This is a genomic window from Pseudomonas sp. AC247 (assembly GCF_979258015.1).
In genome coordinates this window covers 4,053,183-4,067,128 of sequence record NZ_OZ409829.1, presented here as the reverse complement: position 1 = coordinate 4,067,128, position 13,946 = coordinate 4,053,183, and the positions used below count along the sequence as shown (strand labels likewise).

Below are 13,946 nucleotides of genomic sequence, written 5' to 3'. Positions count from 1 at the left end.
AGGAGTTTCCGCGAACATGACCGTTGCCAAAGCCGAAGTTGTCATCACCTATTGCACCCAATGCCAGTGGTTGCTGCGCGCCGCGTGGCTGGCGCAGGAACTGCTCAGCACGTTTGCCGACGATCTCGGCAAAGTCTCTTTGGTGCCAGGCACCGGCGGGGTCTTTCACATCACCTGCGCAGGCGTGCAGATTTGGGAGCGCAAGGCCGATGGCGGTTTCCCTGAGGCCAAGGTGCTGAAACAGCGAGTTCGCGATCAGATCGATCCAGATCGCGACCTCGGCCACAACGACCGTACTCAGTGAGACGCGGCCTCGGCGGCGACGGTTTTCTTGTCGGCATTGCCTGACATCCGCGCCGAGACGACGATGGCGACAATGATCAACGCGCCGCCGATCAACATCTTCGGCGTCGGGTTTTCATTGAACAGCAGCCAGGCGACGGTGATGCCGTAGACCGGCTCCATCGCGAACACTACCGCCGCCGTGCGCGCCTTGATCACCGCCAGGCTGGCGACGAACAGGCTGTGGGCGACGCCGGTGCAGAACACGCCGAGCAAGGCGATCCACAACCAGTCCAGCGCGCGCACTTCGCTCAGTTGCGGCGCCGCGACCGGCAGCAGACACAGGGCCACCACCACGTTTTGACACAGCGCCGCCTGCACCGCCGGGATGCGTCCGGAGCTGGCGCGGTTGGTCAGCGACAGCAGCGAGAACAGCAGCCCGGACAACACCGACCAAAGCAAACCGACGGTAGCGCCGCTGCCCAGATCGAACGCCGGGGTCACCAGAATCAGGCCGATGCTGACCAGCACCACCAGCAGAATTTCATTGGCACGGATGCGTTCGCGGAAGATCAGCCCTTCGAGAATCACCGTGAATGCCGGGAAGCTGGCAAAACCCAAGGTGGCGATGGCGACGCCGGCGATCTTCACCGAAATGAAGAAGCTCACCCAGTGCCCGGCCAGCAACACGCCGCTGAGGGCCAATCGACGCCAGTCCACGGCCTGAAGTTTTTGCCAGCCCTGTTGGCTGGCGAAACGGGCGAAAAACGCCAGGGCGAGCACGGCGAAAGCGGCACGCCCGAAGACGATTACGGCGGGGGAGGCGGCAGCGAGTTTGCCGAACACACCGGTCAGGCCAAACATCAAAGCACCAATGTGCAGAGCGCCGAGGGCGGTACGCGGAGTCATTGCAATCCTTCTATCTCAATCACAGTCATTGACACAATTTCACTGTAGGAGCTGCCGCAGGCTGCGATCTTTTGATCTTGCTTGATCGTTCCCACGCTCTGCGTGGTAACGCCGCTAGGGACGCTCTGCGTCCAGTGACGCGGAGCGTCACGGGCTGCATTCCCACGCGGAGCGTGGGAACGATCAACATCAAAAGATCGCAGCCTGCGGCAGCTCCTACATTTAAGCGTGTAGAGGTCAGTAAGTCTGTCGGCGGACTATCGTCGTTTGTCGCAGGAGTCGCGCCGAAGCTGGCCGGGTGATGAGCCGAACTCGCGCAGCACGGCGGCCGAGAACGCACTCTGCGAGCTGTAACCGACGCGACTGGCAATTTCGCCCATCGGCAACAGCGTGTCGCGGAGCATTTGCACGGCCAGATGCAAGCGCCGACTGCGGATGTAATCCATCGGCGTCTGCCCGCATTCGGCCATGAAGCGTGCATGCAGGCGCGCGCTTGAGAGTCCGGCAACCCTTGCCAGATCGGCAACCTGCAGCGGATATGCGGCGTTTTGCTCGATGTGCGCATCCAGCGCCGCATAGGGCAGGCGTCGGGCCGCCAACTCGGCCGGCCGCGCCTGATTGAGGCTGGCCAGCAGCAACACTGAACCTTGCTGCGCGATCAACGGATCGCTGACCGGGCTGTTCGCCAGCCAACTGACCAACTGACTCTGCCCGGAATCCAGCGACAGGCGCGCGGGCTGATCAAGCAGGCGGCGGCTGGCGTCGGCATGATCGCCCAGCGAGTCGACCAGCCATTGCCCGTCAGGAATATCCATCACCAGACAGCGGCTGCCATCGGGACTGCCGCAAGCGTGATGCGCACCCGAAGGGATCACCACAAAACTCTGCTGACGTACCTGGCTGCCACAACCCTCGACTTCGAAATCCAGCGCGCCGGACAGCCCGAACACCAGTTGGGCGTGTTCGTGGCTGTGCACGATCAGATCGTGGGTGTACTGACGCAGGGTGAGAATCGGGCGCATGAACAAGTCTCCGGGCAGGCCTGCAGTCTACACCGACCCGCATCGGGTGCGTTGTCACACGACTGACGCGCGCTTGTCATGGTCGATTAACCGGGCGCGCGCACAGTGGCGAAAACATCGCAGAGGGTTGCCCATGACCAGCGCCGAGCTCGCCAGACCCAGTCGCAAACAACGGGTGCGAACCCTGTGGATCTCCGACGTGCACTTGGGCACGCGCGATTGCCAGGCCGAACACTTGTCGACGTTCCTCAAAGGCTATCACGCCGACAAGATCTATCTGGTCGGCGACATCATCGACGGCTGGAAACTGCGCGGTGGCATGTACTGGCCGCAGGCGCACACCAATGTGATTCGTCGATTGCTGACCATGAGCAAGCGCGGCACCGAAGTGATCTACGTCACCGGTAATCACGATGAGTTTTTGCGCCGTTATTCGAAGCTGATTCTGGGCAATATCCAGTTGGTCGACGAGGCGGTGCACGTCACGGCCGATGGTCGGCATTTGCTGGTGATTCATGGCGATCAGTTTGATGTGATCACCCGATATCACCGCTGGCTGGCCTTCCTCGGCGACTCGGCCTACGAAATTACCCTGACGCTCAATCGCTGGCTCAACCATTGGCGGGCACGCTATGGCTACGGTTACTGGTCGCTGTCGGCGTACCTGAAACACAAGGTGAAGACGGCGGTGAGTTTCATCAGCGATTTTGAAGAAGCCATCGCCCATGAGTGCGTGAAGCGCGAGTTGCACGGGGTGGTCTGCGGGCACATTCACCATGCCGAGATCCGTAAGGTCGGCGAGGTGGATTACCTCAACTGCGGCGATTGGGTGGAATCGTGCACGGCGCTGATCGAGCATTGGGATGGCACGATCGAGTTATATCGGCTGGCGGATGCACAGGCCCGGGAGGCGGAGCTGAAGGCCGCCAAAGTCGCCGAACTTGCCTGATTCTTCGGTGATTGAGAGGGCCTCATCGCGAGCAGGCTCACTCCTACAGGGGTACGCATTTCAACTGTAGGAGTGAGCCTGCTCGCGATGAACCGCGCAGCGGTTCCCGAAGATAATCACGCTGGTGAGTGTTCAGCCATCGCGGCCTTGTAAATCGAGTCCTTCGGCTGTGCAAACAAGCGTTCCATCATCGGTTCAAAGAAGCTCAAAGGCAGCGTGTCATACGCCGGATCAAACGCCGCCGCATCGTATTTGGCGCAAAACTCGGCCGTCGCCTGATACTGCGGATGCCCGGCGAATTGCTCGCGCAGATGCCGATCCATGCCCAAGTGATGAAAGAAGTAGTAACCCTGAAACACCCCATGCTTCTCGACCATCCACAGATTCTCGGCACTGACGAACGGCTTGAGAATCGCCGCCGCAATGTCTGGATGGTTGTAAGAACCCAGAGTGTCGCCAATGTCATGCAGCAACGCGCAAACCACATATTCCTCATCGCGACCATCACGGAAGGCGCGGGTCGCGGTTTGCAGCGAGTGGGTCAGGCGATCCACCGGGAACCCGCCGAAATCACCTTCGAGCAATTTCAGGTGGGTGAGGATCCGCGACGGCAATTGTTTGGCGTAAGCGCTGAAGTCGGCGGCGATGATCGCCCAGTCTTCCTGTGTTCCGTCCTTCATATGCGTGAAACGGGCATTGGCATTCATCGGCAAACCTCTGGTTCTTATTGTTCAGAACGCCACGCGACCCAGAATCATGTCGCGGTACATGACGAAGTCGCCAAGCAGGCTGTACAGCGGATGCTGAAACGTCGCCGGGCGGTTCTTTTCAAAGAAGAAGTGCCCGATCCAGGCGAAGCTGTAACCGGCCAGCGGCAAGGCCAATAACAGCAGCCAGGCGCCTTTGGCGATGGTCATCGCGAGAATGAAAATAACCAGCGTGGTGCCGATGAAATGCAGGCGCCGGCAGGTGCTGTTGCTGTGTTCGCTGAGGTAATACGGATAGAACTCGGCGAAGCTGTTGAAATGCTTGATATTTTCCACGACCGCGGTCTCTGTGGTTATTGTTCTGGCGACGAGTTGTTCTGCGGGTAGCTTATTTGAGTCTAGAGTGATCATTGGCGTGGGCCAGTGACAATCGGCGCCACTTTAGTATCCTTCGCAAATCAGGCCGTAGCATGCGGCCCCTCATGTAAAAGAAAAACGCCATGAGCGAACGAACGACTTCTGCAAGCTGGGCGATGGGGATTGTCAAAGCATTGGAGATGGACGGCCTGGATTGCCGGGTTCTGTTCAAGCAACTGGGGCTCGATTACGCGGCTCTGGATGATCCGGATGCGCGCTTCCCGCAAGACTCCATGACCCGGCTCTGGCAACGGGCAGTCGAGCTGTCGGGTAATCCGGCGATCGGCCTGAACATGGGCAAAGTGGTGCGACCGGCCTCGTTTCATGTCGCCGGCTATGCGCTGATGTCGAGCAATACCCTCGCCGAAGGCTTTCAGCGGCTGGTGCGTTATCAGCGGATCATCGCCGAAAGCGCCGACTTGAGTTTTCGTCTGCTGGAGGAAGGCTACGCGCTGATTCTGACGGTGCACGGCGATCATCTGCCGCCGACCCGGCAAAGCGCCGAAGCCTCGCTGGCCTGTGCCTTGGGCCTGTGCGGCTGGTTGAGCGGGCGTACGCTGCACCCGGTCAAAGTGTTGGTGCAGGGCGCCCAACCCGCCGATCTCGAACCGTATAAACAAGCCTTTCACGCGCCGTTGGTGTTCAACGCACCGTACGATGCGCTGATTTTCGAGCGCGCCGACATGGAAGCGCCGCTGCCCACCGCCAACGAGGCGATGGCGCTGCTGCACGATCGTTTTGCCGGGGAATATCTGGCGCGGTTTTCCGAGAGCCGGGTCACGCACAAGGCACGGCAGGTGCTGTGCCGTTTACTCCCGCAAGGCGAGCCGAAGCGCGACACGGTGGCGCAAACCCTGCACTTGTCGCAGCGCACGTTGCAGCGGCGCTTGCAGGAGGAGGGCACGAGTTTTCAGCAGTTGCTCGATGACACCCGCCGTGAACTGGCCGAGCAATATCTGGCGCAACCGAGCATGACCTTGTTGGAAATCGCTTATCTGTTGGGCTTCGCCGACCCGAGCAATTTCTTTCGCGCCTTCCGCCGCTGGTTCGACACCACGCCCGGCGATTACCGGGCGCGGCTGTTGCAGGCGCCGGGTACGGTCAGTGACGCCAAAAGGCCGGAATACACAGCACAAACACCGTAATGATCTCGAGTCGGCCGAGCAGCATGCCGAACGACAGAATCCACTTCGCCGCATCCGGCAGGGTGGCGAAGTTGCCCGCCGGGCCAATGGTTTCGCCCAGGCCCGGGCCAACGCCGGACACGGTGCTGGCAGCGCCGGTCAGCGCGGTCATCCAGTCGACGCCAAGCAGCGACAGCAGCAGGGCGATCACGCAGATAGTGATGGCGAAGAAAAACGAAAAAGTCAGAATCGAACGCACGATCTCTTCGTCGAGGCGATGACCGTTGTACTTCTGCTTGATCACCGCGCGCGGGTGAATCAGCTGATTAAGGTTGGCCTTGAGCAGGATGTAGGCGACCTGGAAACGGAAAATCTTGATCCCGCCAGCGGTCGAGCCGGAACAGCCGCCGACAAAGCCCAGATAGAAGAACAACATCAACGAGAAGTTGCCCCACAGGCTGTAGTCGCCGAGGGCGAAACCAGTGGTAGTGACCACCGAGGTCACGTTCAGCGCCACGTGGCGCAATGCGTCCAGCCAATGCAGGTTGGTCGTCCACCAATACCAGGTGCCAAGCACAAGCCAGGTCACCAGCAACATCCCCAGCAAACCCTGCACCTGCTGATCGCGGATCAGCGCCTTGCGGTTGCCGCGCATGGTCGCTACGTACAAGGTGAACGGCAGACTGCCGAGAATCATGATCACCACCGCCACCCAGTGCACCGCCGGTTGCGTCCACTTGGCCAGCGACTGGTCGGAGGTCGAGAAACCGCCGGTGGAAATCGCCGACATCGCGTGGTTGATCGCATCGAACGGGCTCATCCCGGCCCACCAGAATGCGAGGCTGCCGACAATGGTGATGCCGACGTACGCTGCCACGATCAGGCGCGCCACCATGTGCGAGCGCGGCATGACCTTTTCCGAACGGTCGGACGATTCGGTCTGGAACAGGCGCATGCCACCGATGCGCAACAGCGGCAGGATCGCCACCGCCATACCGATAAAGCCGATGCCGCCGATCCAGTGCAGCAATGAGCGCCACATCAGGATGCCGGGGGACATGTCATCGAGATGATTGAGCACGGTCGAACCGGTGGCGGTGATCCCGGACATGCTCTCGAAAAACGAGTCGGTGTAACTGATGTGCTGGGTCAGCAGAAACGGCAGCGCGGCGAAAATGCACACCACCAACCAACTGCTGACGGTCAGCAAATACATGTCGCGCGGGCGCAAGTGAATGTGTTCGGGACGGCCGGGGATCACCAGCGCGAGGCCGGCGACGAAGGTGATCATGCTCGCCCAGAGGAACGACGGCAGGTCGCTGGTGCGATCAAAGATCACCAGGGTGGCCATGGGCACGACCATGGCGACGGCCAGGGTGATCAGGAAGATGCCGATGATGAAACCAATGATCCGTAAGGTCGGCAACGCCATGAAGTCCGCTCGGGCTGTGGTGGGAAGGGCGCCATTCTACCTGCGGGGCAGGGCATGTAAACCGGCATCCTGTTGGCAGATAAAGCTAGAATAGCCGCACATATTTTTCAGGAGGTGGCCGATGCAGGCTCTCGACGCGTTGCTCAACCGTGTTTCCGTTCCACGACTGGTCGAACCGGCCCCCACTGCCGAACAGCGTGAAGCCTTGTTTGCCGCAGCCTTGCGTGCGCCGGATCACGGGCATTTGCAGCCGTATCGCTTCCTGACTGTCGAAGGCGCTGCGCGCGAGCAGATGGGCGAGTTGCTGGCTGAAGCGGCGCAGCAGCAGGCAGGCGAAGTCACCGAAGCGATGATCGACAAGGCCCGCAATGGCCCGCTACGGGCGCCGCTGGTGGTTGTGGTGATCGCCAGGTTGCAGGATCACGTCAAATACCCGAAAGCTGAGCAGTTGCTCGCGGCGGGGTGTGCGGCCCACGGGATTTTGCTGGCAGCGTATGCGCAGGGGATTGGTGCGGTGTGGCGTACCGGGGATTTGGCTTATTCCCGGCACGTAGCGCAGGGTTTGGGCCTGGCTGAGGGTGAAGAAGTGATCGCGTTCTTGTACCTCGGCACGCCGCAGAAAGAACCGCGTGTGGCGGAGAAGGTAGATCTGGCCGAGTTCGTCAGCGCCTGGCCGGGTAAAGCTTAAAGTCAAAAGATCGCAGCCTGCGGCAGCTCCTACATTGGAATGCGTGTTCCTGTAGGAGCTGCCGCAGGCTGCGATCTTTTTGCATCACCGAAAATCTACGGCTGAACCACCGCGCCCGGCACCAACGGCAATTCCAGGCTGGCAATAAACCCACCCTGCGGATGATTGGCCAACGTCAAACTCCCGCCATGCCGCTCCGCCGCCCTGCGCGCAATCGCCAGGCCCAAGCCATGTCCCGCCGCCGTCTGCCCCGGCGCCCGATAGAACGGCTCACCCAACTGACTCAAATACTCGGCCTGCACGCCCGGCCCATGGTCGCGCACGCTCACAATAATTTTCTCGCCCTGACGTGAGGCCTGCATTTCAATCGCCTGACCCTCCGGATTGAAACGCTGAGCATTACGCAGAAGATTATCGACGGCCCGCTCAATCATCGTTGGCCAACCTTTGAGTTGCAGATGCGGTTCCACGTCCAGATGCACCGTCTGCTCAGGCGAACCGAGTTTCGCGTCTTTCTGCAAAGTGCCGAGCAGTGCATTCAGATCCACGTCTTCCGCACTGGCGTTGTCGGCATCGACCCGCGCCAGCACCAGAATCTCACTGATCAATGCTTCCAGCCGATCGCACTCGCGGGTCAGGCGTGGCCAGAGCTTCTCACGTTCTTCAGGGTTGGCTCGTTCGGCCAGCGCCAAGGCAATGCGCAGCCGCGCCAACGGTGAACGCAGTTCATGAGAAACGTCGCGCAGCAACTGGCGTTGACTGCCGATCAGACTTTGCAGACGCGCACCCATGCGGTTGAAGTCGGTGGCGAGTACGCCGAATTCATCACGGCGGTTGGCCAGTTTCGCCAGGCTGTTCTGCTGATAGGTGGTCTGCCCCAGATCATGCACCGCGCCGCGCAGACGGCTGAGCGGGCGGGTGATGGAGAAGGTCACCAGCAAACTGAACAGGGTCAGCACCACCAGCGCGATGCCCAACGCACTCAACGGCCAGAGCAGGCTTTCGCGGTGCCAGGCGTCGAGTTCCGGGTGCGGGATGCGGTAGATGAACAGGTAGGTGTCACCAGTTTTTTCACTGGTGAATTCGTCAGTCAGGCGACGCCATGGCAGGCGGCGGTCATCGTTGTTCTGCCGCGCTTCGAAGGCGGCGGCGCGGCGCGGGAAGGTGCCACGCACCACCGGATCGCCGCTTTCGTTGAGTACCTGGACGTCGATGTGATATTGGCGTTTGCGTTGTTCGAGGATGTCCTGGGCGGCTTCCTCGCCTTGGGCTTCGTATGACTGCGTCCATTCGCCGGCGAGGCTGTTGAGGCCCGGATGGCGACTGAGGATCCACGCGTCCTGATTGAGCATGTGCCCGAGCAGAATCGACAACCCGGCCACCAGTGCGATGGCCAGCCAGAAGCTCGCGAGAATACGCCAGAACAATGAACGCACAGAAAATCCTCAATCAAACATAAACCTTTGTAGGAGCTGCGGCACGCTGCGATCTTTTGATCTTGTTTTTAGATCAAGATCAAAAGATCGCAGCGTGCCGCAGCTCCTACAGGGCAAGTGCAAACAGGCCCGACGGGGTTAGCCGTCGGGCCATGGTCAGAACATTATTGCGCTTTTTGCGGCTGTTGCGCTTTCCACGCCTTGAACTCGGCCCATTCAGCGCGGCGTTCGGCCTGTTTCTTCTGGATCTCGTCGAATTTCTTCTGTTGATCCGGCTTCAGCACCGCACGCACATCGGCCTCGCCTTTCTTGTGGTTGGCGGCCATCTCGTCTTTCAGGGCTTTCTGATCCGCTGGCGAGAGTTTTTCCAGATACTTGTCGACCACTTGCTTACGCTCGTGCATCTGCTCGCCCATGATCTTGCGGATCTGCTCGCGTTGTTCGCGGGACAGGTCGAGTTGGCTGTACGGGCCTTTGCCGTGCATGCCGTGCATCTGACCGCCGTGGCGTGGGCCGTCGAGCGGGCCACCCATCGGGCCGCCATCTTGCGGCATGGCCATGGCGACGGTTGGCAGAGCGGCAGCGAACATCAGAGCGATAAGAGTCTTGCGCATGGTGTATCTCCTTGTCTCGTTCCCGGTACGTTCCGGATGAGTTCAGATTACGGAGATCAAGGTCAGCGGCGGTCAGCACTGCGTAAAGCTTGGGTAAAGACGTTTCGTCATCAACCTTACACATATCCCTGTAGGAGCTGCGGCACGCTGCGATCTTTTGATCTGTCTTTTAAAAACAAGATCAAAAGATCGCAGCGTGCCGCAGCTCCTACAGGTGGAGGCGTCGGTTACCGTTGGCCGGGGGATGTGTGCGGTTCAGAGGCTGTAGTAGTAACCGCGGCTGCGCAGGGCGACGATGCGTGGGCGGCCATCCGGGTGCGGGCCGATCTTTTTGCGCAGGTTGCTGACGTGCATGTCGAGGCTGCGGTCATACAGGGTCAGCTTGCGGCCGAGGGCGAGCTGCGCCAGTTCCTGCTTGTCCAGCGGCTCGCCCGGCTGTTTGAGCAGCGCTTCGAGCAGGCGGCTTTCGGACACGGTGAGGGTCAGTTCTTTCTCGTCGATGCTGACCACGCCGCGCACCGGGCTGAAGCTCAGGTCGCCCAGTTCCAGCTGCGTCGACACGGCGGCCGGGTGACTGCGGCGCAACACGGCGCGCAGGCGAGCGGTCAGCTCGCGCGGGTCGCACGGTTTGGCCAGATAATCATCGGCGCCGAGCTCCAGGCCGAGGATACGGTCCAGCGGCTCGCCACGGGCCGAGAGCATCAGCACCGGCAGGTCGGCATGGTCGCTGCGCAATTGCTTGAGCAACTCCAGACCGCTGCCGTCGGGCAGCATCACGTCCAGCACTACCGCCGCCGGGGCGGTTTCGGCCAACGCCTTGCGGGCGCTCTGGCCGTCGTGGCAGGCGCGCACCTGGAAGCCTTCCTGGCTCAACCAGCTACTCAGGAGTTCACACAACTCCTGGTCATCATCAATCAATAACAGCTCGCTCATGACTCACTCAATTTAGCCATTGCCGACGTTTTCGGCTTGCTCCACTGGCAAAGATACCGCAGAGCAGCGCCAATAGCGCTACTCCGGCTCCCGTGACGAACCACTGCTGCTGATCGGTCAGCAAGCGCGGCAGCGGGCTGGCCTGGGCTTCCTTGAGTTGCAGCTTGAGGCGCTGGTTCTCTTGGCGCAGTCGGGCGAGCTGAGCGCTTTCGCGTGCAGTGTCGGCACTTTGCAGTTGTTTACTCAACTCTTCCCGCTGCTGCTCGCTCGCTTTGAGGCGCTGTTGCAGCTCGGTGATCTGGCTGCCGGCGCTTAACGACAATGGCGTGGAGCTGCCGCCTTCGGTGGTTTCCTCACCATGGGCGGGCGCCATGATCGACAACGTCACCAACATCAGACACAACGGACCCTTGCGCATCGCGACACCTGCTTCCAAATGGATATTGGGCAGGTTGTCGGCAGGCAAACGAGAATAATGAGCGATTGAGATGGGTGAGAGGCGAGAAGGTTCAGTGCGCGGGAGGTGATGTTGGTGGCTGATGGGATTTTTGTGGCAGATGAGGGTTTTGTGGCAGGTGGGTATTTTTGGACAGATGAGTATTTGAGCCAGATGACTATTTGAGCCAAATGAGTATTTGTGGCGAGGGGATTTATCCCCGTTGGACTGCGTAGCAGTCCTGAAATGGGAGCATGCGGTGTGTCAGGCACACCGCATTGGATGGCATTGGGGCCGCTTCGCGACCCAACGGGGATAAATCCCCTCGCCACAGAAATCCCCTCACCACAGGAATCCCCTTTGTCACAGTAACCTGTAAGGCCCTGTCTTCAGCCTTAAGGCAGGACTTGTTTGAATGGTTTGACGACGACATTGGCATACACGCCAGCGGCGATGTACGGATCAGCATCAGCCCACGCTTGAGCAGCGCTCAGGGAATCGAACTCGGCGACGATCAGGCTGCCGGTGAAACCCGCTGCGCCCGGGTCATTGCTGTCGACGGCCGGGTGCGGGCCGGCCAATACGATGCGGCCTTCGCCCTTGAGCGCTTGCAGGCGTTCCAGATGCGCAGGACGCGCGGCCAGGCGTGCTTCCAGTGAGTTGGCGACGTCGGTGGCAATGATTGCGTAGAGCATGTCAGTCCTCGGTTTTTGGTGTTGTTGTGGTATCGGCATCGTGCAGGTGGCGCGACAGGTAAATGCCCTGTGCGACCAGGAACAATACGGTCATGCCCAGGCTGCCGAACACCTTGAAGTCCACCCAGTAGCTCTGGAAGGTGAAGGCGACGAACAGGTTCGCGGCGCCGCAGAACAGGAAGAAAACGATCCAGGCGATGTTCAGGCGGGTCCAGACCGGATCCGGCAGGGTCAGCGCGTGGCCCATGATGCGTTTGATCAGCAGGCGGTCACCGATGAAGTGGCTGCCGATGAACGCGAGGGCGAACAGCCAGTTGACCACTGGCGCTTTCCATTTCAGGAAGGTCTCGCTGTGGAAGGTCAGCGTCAGGCTGCCAAACACCAGACAGGCGATCAGGGTCAGCCATTGGCTCTTTTCCAGCTTGCGCTGTTTGATGAAAAGCGCGCCGTACACCACCAGGGAGCTGATGATCAACATCGCGGTGGCGCTGTAAATACCGCCTACAGTGACTTCATGGCCAGCGATGTCGACGACCCGTGGATCAAGTTTGTAAACGATGAAGAACAGCAGAAGCGGGATGAAATCGATGAATTGTTTCACAGTGAGAGCCAGAAGCTGGATGTGGCGGCATAATAACAAACATATGGGCGCGCGATAGCGCCAGCTGATTTGAGGTTACAACTCCCCGTGAATGTTGATTTGCACTGCCATAGCACGGCCTCCGATGGCGCCCTGGCGCCTGCGGTTCTGGTTGCGCGTGCGTTCGAAAACGGCGTGCGAGTCCTGTCGTTGACCGACCACGACACCCTCGAAGGCCTCGCCGAAGCGCGTGTGGCTGCCAATGAGTTGGGCATGCAACTGGTCAACGGCGTCGAATTGTCCTGCACCTGGGGCGGCGCGACCATCCATGTGTTGGGCTACGGATTCGACGTCAACGCCGTGCCGTTGGTCGAGGCCATCGCCAAATTGCACGATGGCCGCTGGCTGCGGTCGGAAGAAATAAGCCGCAAGCTCGCCCTCAAGGGCATGCCCGGGGCCCTCGACGGCGCGCGGAAAATCCAGCAGGAGCTGGGCGACAGCGGCAACGCCCCGGCCCGTCCGCATTTCGCCGACTGGATGGTCCGCGAAGGTTTCGTCAAGGATCGCGCCGAGGCATTCCGCAAATGGCTCGGCGCCGGCAAGCTGGGCGACGTCAAGCTGCACTGGCCGACGCTGGAGGACACCGTCGGCACGCTGCGCGCCGCCAATGCCTGGGTCAGCCTGGCGCATCCGTGGCACTACGATTTCACCCGCAGCAAGCGCCGAAAGCTGATTGCCGACTATATTCAAGCAGGCGGGCATGCAATCGAGGTGGTCAATGGCCACCAGCCCGCGGAACAGGTGGGCAGCCTGGCAATCCTTGCCCGTGAGTTCGGTCTGCTGGTCAGTGCCGGCAGTGACTTCCATGGCCCTGGCGGCTGGTCCGAGATCGGCCAGTACCGGCCGGTTCCCGAGGACCTTCCACCCCTGTGGTGTCGGTTCAAACATGACACAGATATTGCCGCCGTCTGAACAGGTAGAGAATGTGAGTCAATTTTTCCAGATACATCCGGAAAACCCACAGGCGCGCCTGATAAAACAGGCGGTCGAGATCATCCGCAAGGGCGGGGTGGTGGTTTATCCCACGGACTCTTCCTACGCCATCGGCTGCCAGATCGGCGACAAGACCGCCATCGAGCGTGTGCGACGCCTGCGCCAGCTCGATGAAAAGCACAACTTCGCGCTGATCTGCAGCGACCTGTCGCAACTGGGCAATTACGCCAAGATCGACACCGGCACCTTCCGCATTCTCAAGGCGCACCTGCCGGGGCCTTACACTTTTATTCTCAACGCCACCCGCGAAGTGCCGCGCCTGCTGCTGCATCCAAAGAAACGCACCATCGGCCTGCGCGTGCCGAGCCATCCGATTGCGCTGGCGCTGCTGGCCGAACTGGGCGAGCCGTTGATGAGCGTGACCCTGATCATGCCCGGCGATGAAGACCCGCTCAGCGATCCGTACGAAATGCGCCAATTGCTCGAACACCAGGTGGACTTGATCGTGGATGGCGGTTTCGGCGGCATCAAAGCCTCCACCGTGATCGACCTGACCGGCGACGACCCGGAAGTGGTCCGCGTCGGTTGCGGCGATCCGACGCCATTCATGGTCGAGGCCTGAATGTCCGCAGTGGAAACCGTTGTCGATCCCCAGGCCGATGCTCAGCAGGAACTGCCGTTTGCCATGGTCTATGGCCAGGCGGTCATGGAAATGCCGCTGGACCTGTA

At 60.5% G+C, this 13,946-nt stretch carries 17 protein-coding genes; 6 read left to right on the top strand and 11 right to left on the bottom strand.

Features of this window, described 5'->3' with window-relative positions:
- Positions 1-16 precede the first annotated feature (16 nt).
- Positions 17-304 (top strand): Rdx family protein, encoded by a 288-nt coding sequence (locus ACZZ0B_RS18380; RefSeq protein ID WP_016771139.1) that lies wholly within the window; start codon positions 17-19, stop codon positions 302-304.
- Here ACZZ0B_RS18380 and ACZZ0B_RS18375 read toward each other — a convergent pair.
- Both ACZZ0B_RS18375 and ACZZ0B_RS18370 read right to left on the bottom strand, forming a co-directional pair.
- On the bottom strand, positions 298-1,191 hold the full coding sequence (locus ACZZ0B_RS18375; protein WP_463545932.1) for a DMT family transporter: 894 nt from the start codon (positions 1,189-1,191) through the stop codon (positions 298-300). The genes ACZZ0B_RS18380 and ACZZ0B_RS18375 overlap by 7 nt on opposite strands.
- A gap of 257 nt (positions 1,192-1,448) precedes the next feature.
- On the bottom strand, positions 1,449-2,213 hold the full coding sequence (locus tag ACZZ0B_RS18370) for an AraC family transcriptional regulator (protein ID WP_463545931.1): 765 nt from the start codon (positions 2,211-2,213) through the stop codon (positions 1,449-1,451).
- Between the two features lie 133 nt (positions 2,214-2,346).
- Here ACZZ0B_RS18370 and ACZZ0B_RS18365 point away from each other — a divergent pair, with 133 nt between their 5' ends.
- The gene (locus ACZZ0B_RS18365; RefSeq protein WP_463545930.1) at positions 2,347-3,162 is read left to right on the top strand and encodes a UDP-2,3-diacylglucosamine diphosphatase; all 816 of its coding nucleotides are present in this window, start codon (positions 2,347-2,349) and stop codon (positions 3,160-3,162) included.
- 116 nt (positions 3,163-3,278) lie between these two features.
- Here the strand turns inward: ACZZ0B_RS18365 and ACZZ0B_RS18360 are convergent, their stop codons facing one another.
- A complete protein-coding gene (locus ACZZ0B_RS18360) occupies positions 3,279-3,869 on the bottom strand; it encodes an HD domain-containing protein (RefSeq protein ID WP_463545929.1) in 591 nt (196 codons plus the stop codon).
- Positions 3,870-3,893: 24 nt separating this feature from the next.
- Positions 3,894-4,205, bottom strand: coding sequence for an Mpo1-like protein (locus ACZZ0B_RS18355; protein WP_463545928.1), 312 nt, complete (start codon positions 4,203-4,205; stop codon positions 3,894-3,896).
- Between the two features lie 164 nt (positions 4,206-4,369).
- On the opposite strand from ACZZ0B_RS18355, the gene ACZZ0B_RS18350 reads away from it, so the two are divergent.
- Complete coding sequence (locus ACZZ0B_RS18350; RefSeq protein WP_202949192.1) at positions 4,370-5,431, top strand: AraC family transcriptional regulator; 1,062 nt, start codon at positions 4,370-4,372, stop codon at positions 5,429-5,431.
- Here the strand turns inward: ACZZ0B_RS18350 and ACZZ0B_RS18345 are convergent.
- On the bottom strand, positions 5,388-6,842 hold the full coding sequence (locus tag ACZZ0B_RS18345; protein WP_008087314.1) for a TrkH family potassium uptake protein: 1,455 nt from the start codon (positions 6,840-6,842) through the stop codon (positions 5,388-5,390). The two genes, ACZZ0B_RS18350 and ACZZ0B_RS18345, sit on opposite strands and share 44 nt — an antisense overlap.
- A 121-nt stretch (positions 6,843-6,963) precedes the next feature.
- On the opposite strand from ACZZ0B_RS18345, the gene ACZZ0B_RS18340 reads away from it, so the two are divergent.
- Positions 6,964-7,530 carry a nitroreductase family protein gene (locus tag ACZZ0B_RS18340; RefSeq protein WP_463545927.1) on the top strand — a complete coding sequence of 189 codons (567 nt, stop codon included), beginning with the start codon at positions 6,964-6,966 and terminating at the stop codon, positions 7,528-7,530.
- A gap of 95 nt (positions 7,531-7,625) precedes the next feature.
- Here ACZZ0B_RS18340 and ACZZ0B_RS18335 read toward each other — a convergent pair whose 3' ends face one another.
- The 6 genes from ACZZ0B_RS18335 to ACZZ0B_RS18310 form a co-directional block, all read right to left on the bottom strand.
- On the bottom strand, positions 7,626-8,966 hold the full coding sequence (locus ACZZ0B_RS18335) for a sensor histidine kinase (protein WP_463545926.1): 1,341 nt from the start codon (positions 8,964-8,966) through the stop codon (positions 7,626-7,628).
- Between the two features lie 164 nt (positions 8,967-9,130).
- Entirely contained in the window at positions 9,131-9,580 is a 450-nt protein-coding gene (locus tag ACZZ0B_RS18330; RefSeq protein ID WP_053118259.1) for a Spy/CpxP family protein refolding chaperone, read from the bottom strand.
- 255 nt (positions 9,581-9,835) lie between these two features.
- The gene (locus tag ACZZ0B_RS18325) at positions 9,836-10,513 is read right to left on the bottom strand and encodes a response regulator transcription factor (RefSeq protein WP_008088822.1); all 678 of its coding nucleotides are present in this window, start codon (positions 10,511-10,513) and stop codon (positions 9,836-9,838) included.
- A 7-nt stretch (positions 10,514-10,520) separates the two neighbouring features.
- A complete protein-coding gene (locus ACZZ0B_RS18320) occupies positions 10,521-10,931 on the bottom strand; it encodes an SH3 domain-containing protein (RefSeq protein WP_008088823.1) in 411 nt (136 codons plus the stop codon).
- Positions 10,932-11,344: 413 nt separating this feature from the next.
- The gene (locus ACZZ0B_RS18315; RefSeq protein WP_007919677.1) at positions 11,345-11,644 is read right to left on the bottom strand and encodes a YciI family protein; all 300 of its coding nucleotides are present in this window, start codon (positions 11,642-11,644) and stop codon (positions 11,345-11,347) included.
- Between the two features lies 1 nt (position 11,645).
- Complete coding sequence (locus ACZZ0B_RS18310) at positions 11,646-12,245, bottom strand: septation protein A (protein WP_158830667.1); 600 nt, start codon at positions 12,243-12,245, stop codon at positions 11,646-11,648.
- A gap of 87 nt (positions 12,246-12,332) precedes the next feature.
- On the opposite strand from ACZZ0B_RS18310, the gene ACZZ0B_RS18305 reads away from it, so the two are divergent.
- On the top strand, positions 12,333-13,196 hold the full coding sequence (locus ACZZ0B_RS18305) for a PHP domain-containing protein (RefSeq protein ID WP_463546948.1): 864 nt from the start codon (positions 12,333-12,335) through the stop codon (positions 13,194-13,196).
- Positions 13,197-13,209: 13 nt separating this feature from the next.
- A complete protein-coding gene (locus tag ACZZ0B_RS18300) occupies positions 13,210-13,839 on the top strand; it encodes an L-threonylcarbamoyladenylate synthase (RefSeq protein ID WP_038363745.1) in 630 nt (209 codons plus the stop codon).
- The last annotated feature ends 107 nt before the right edge of the window (positions 13,840-13,946 follow it).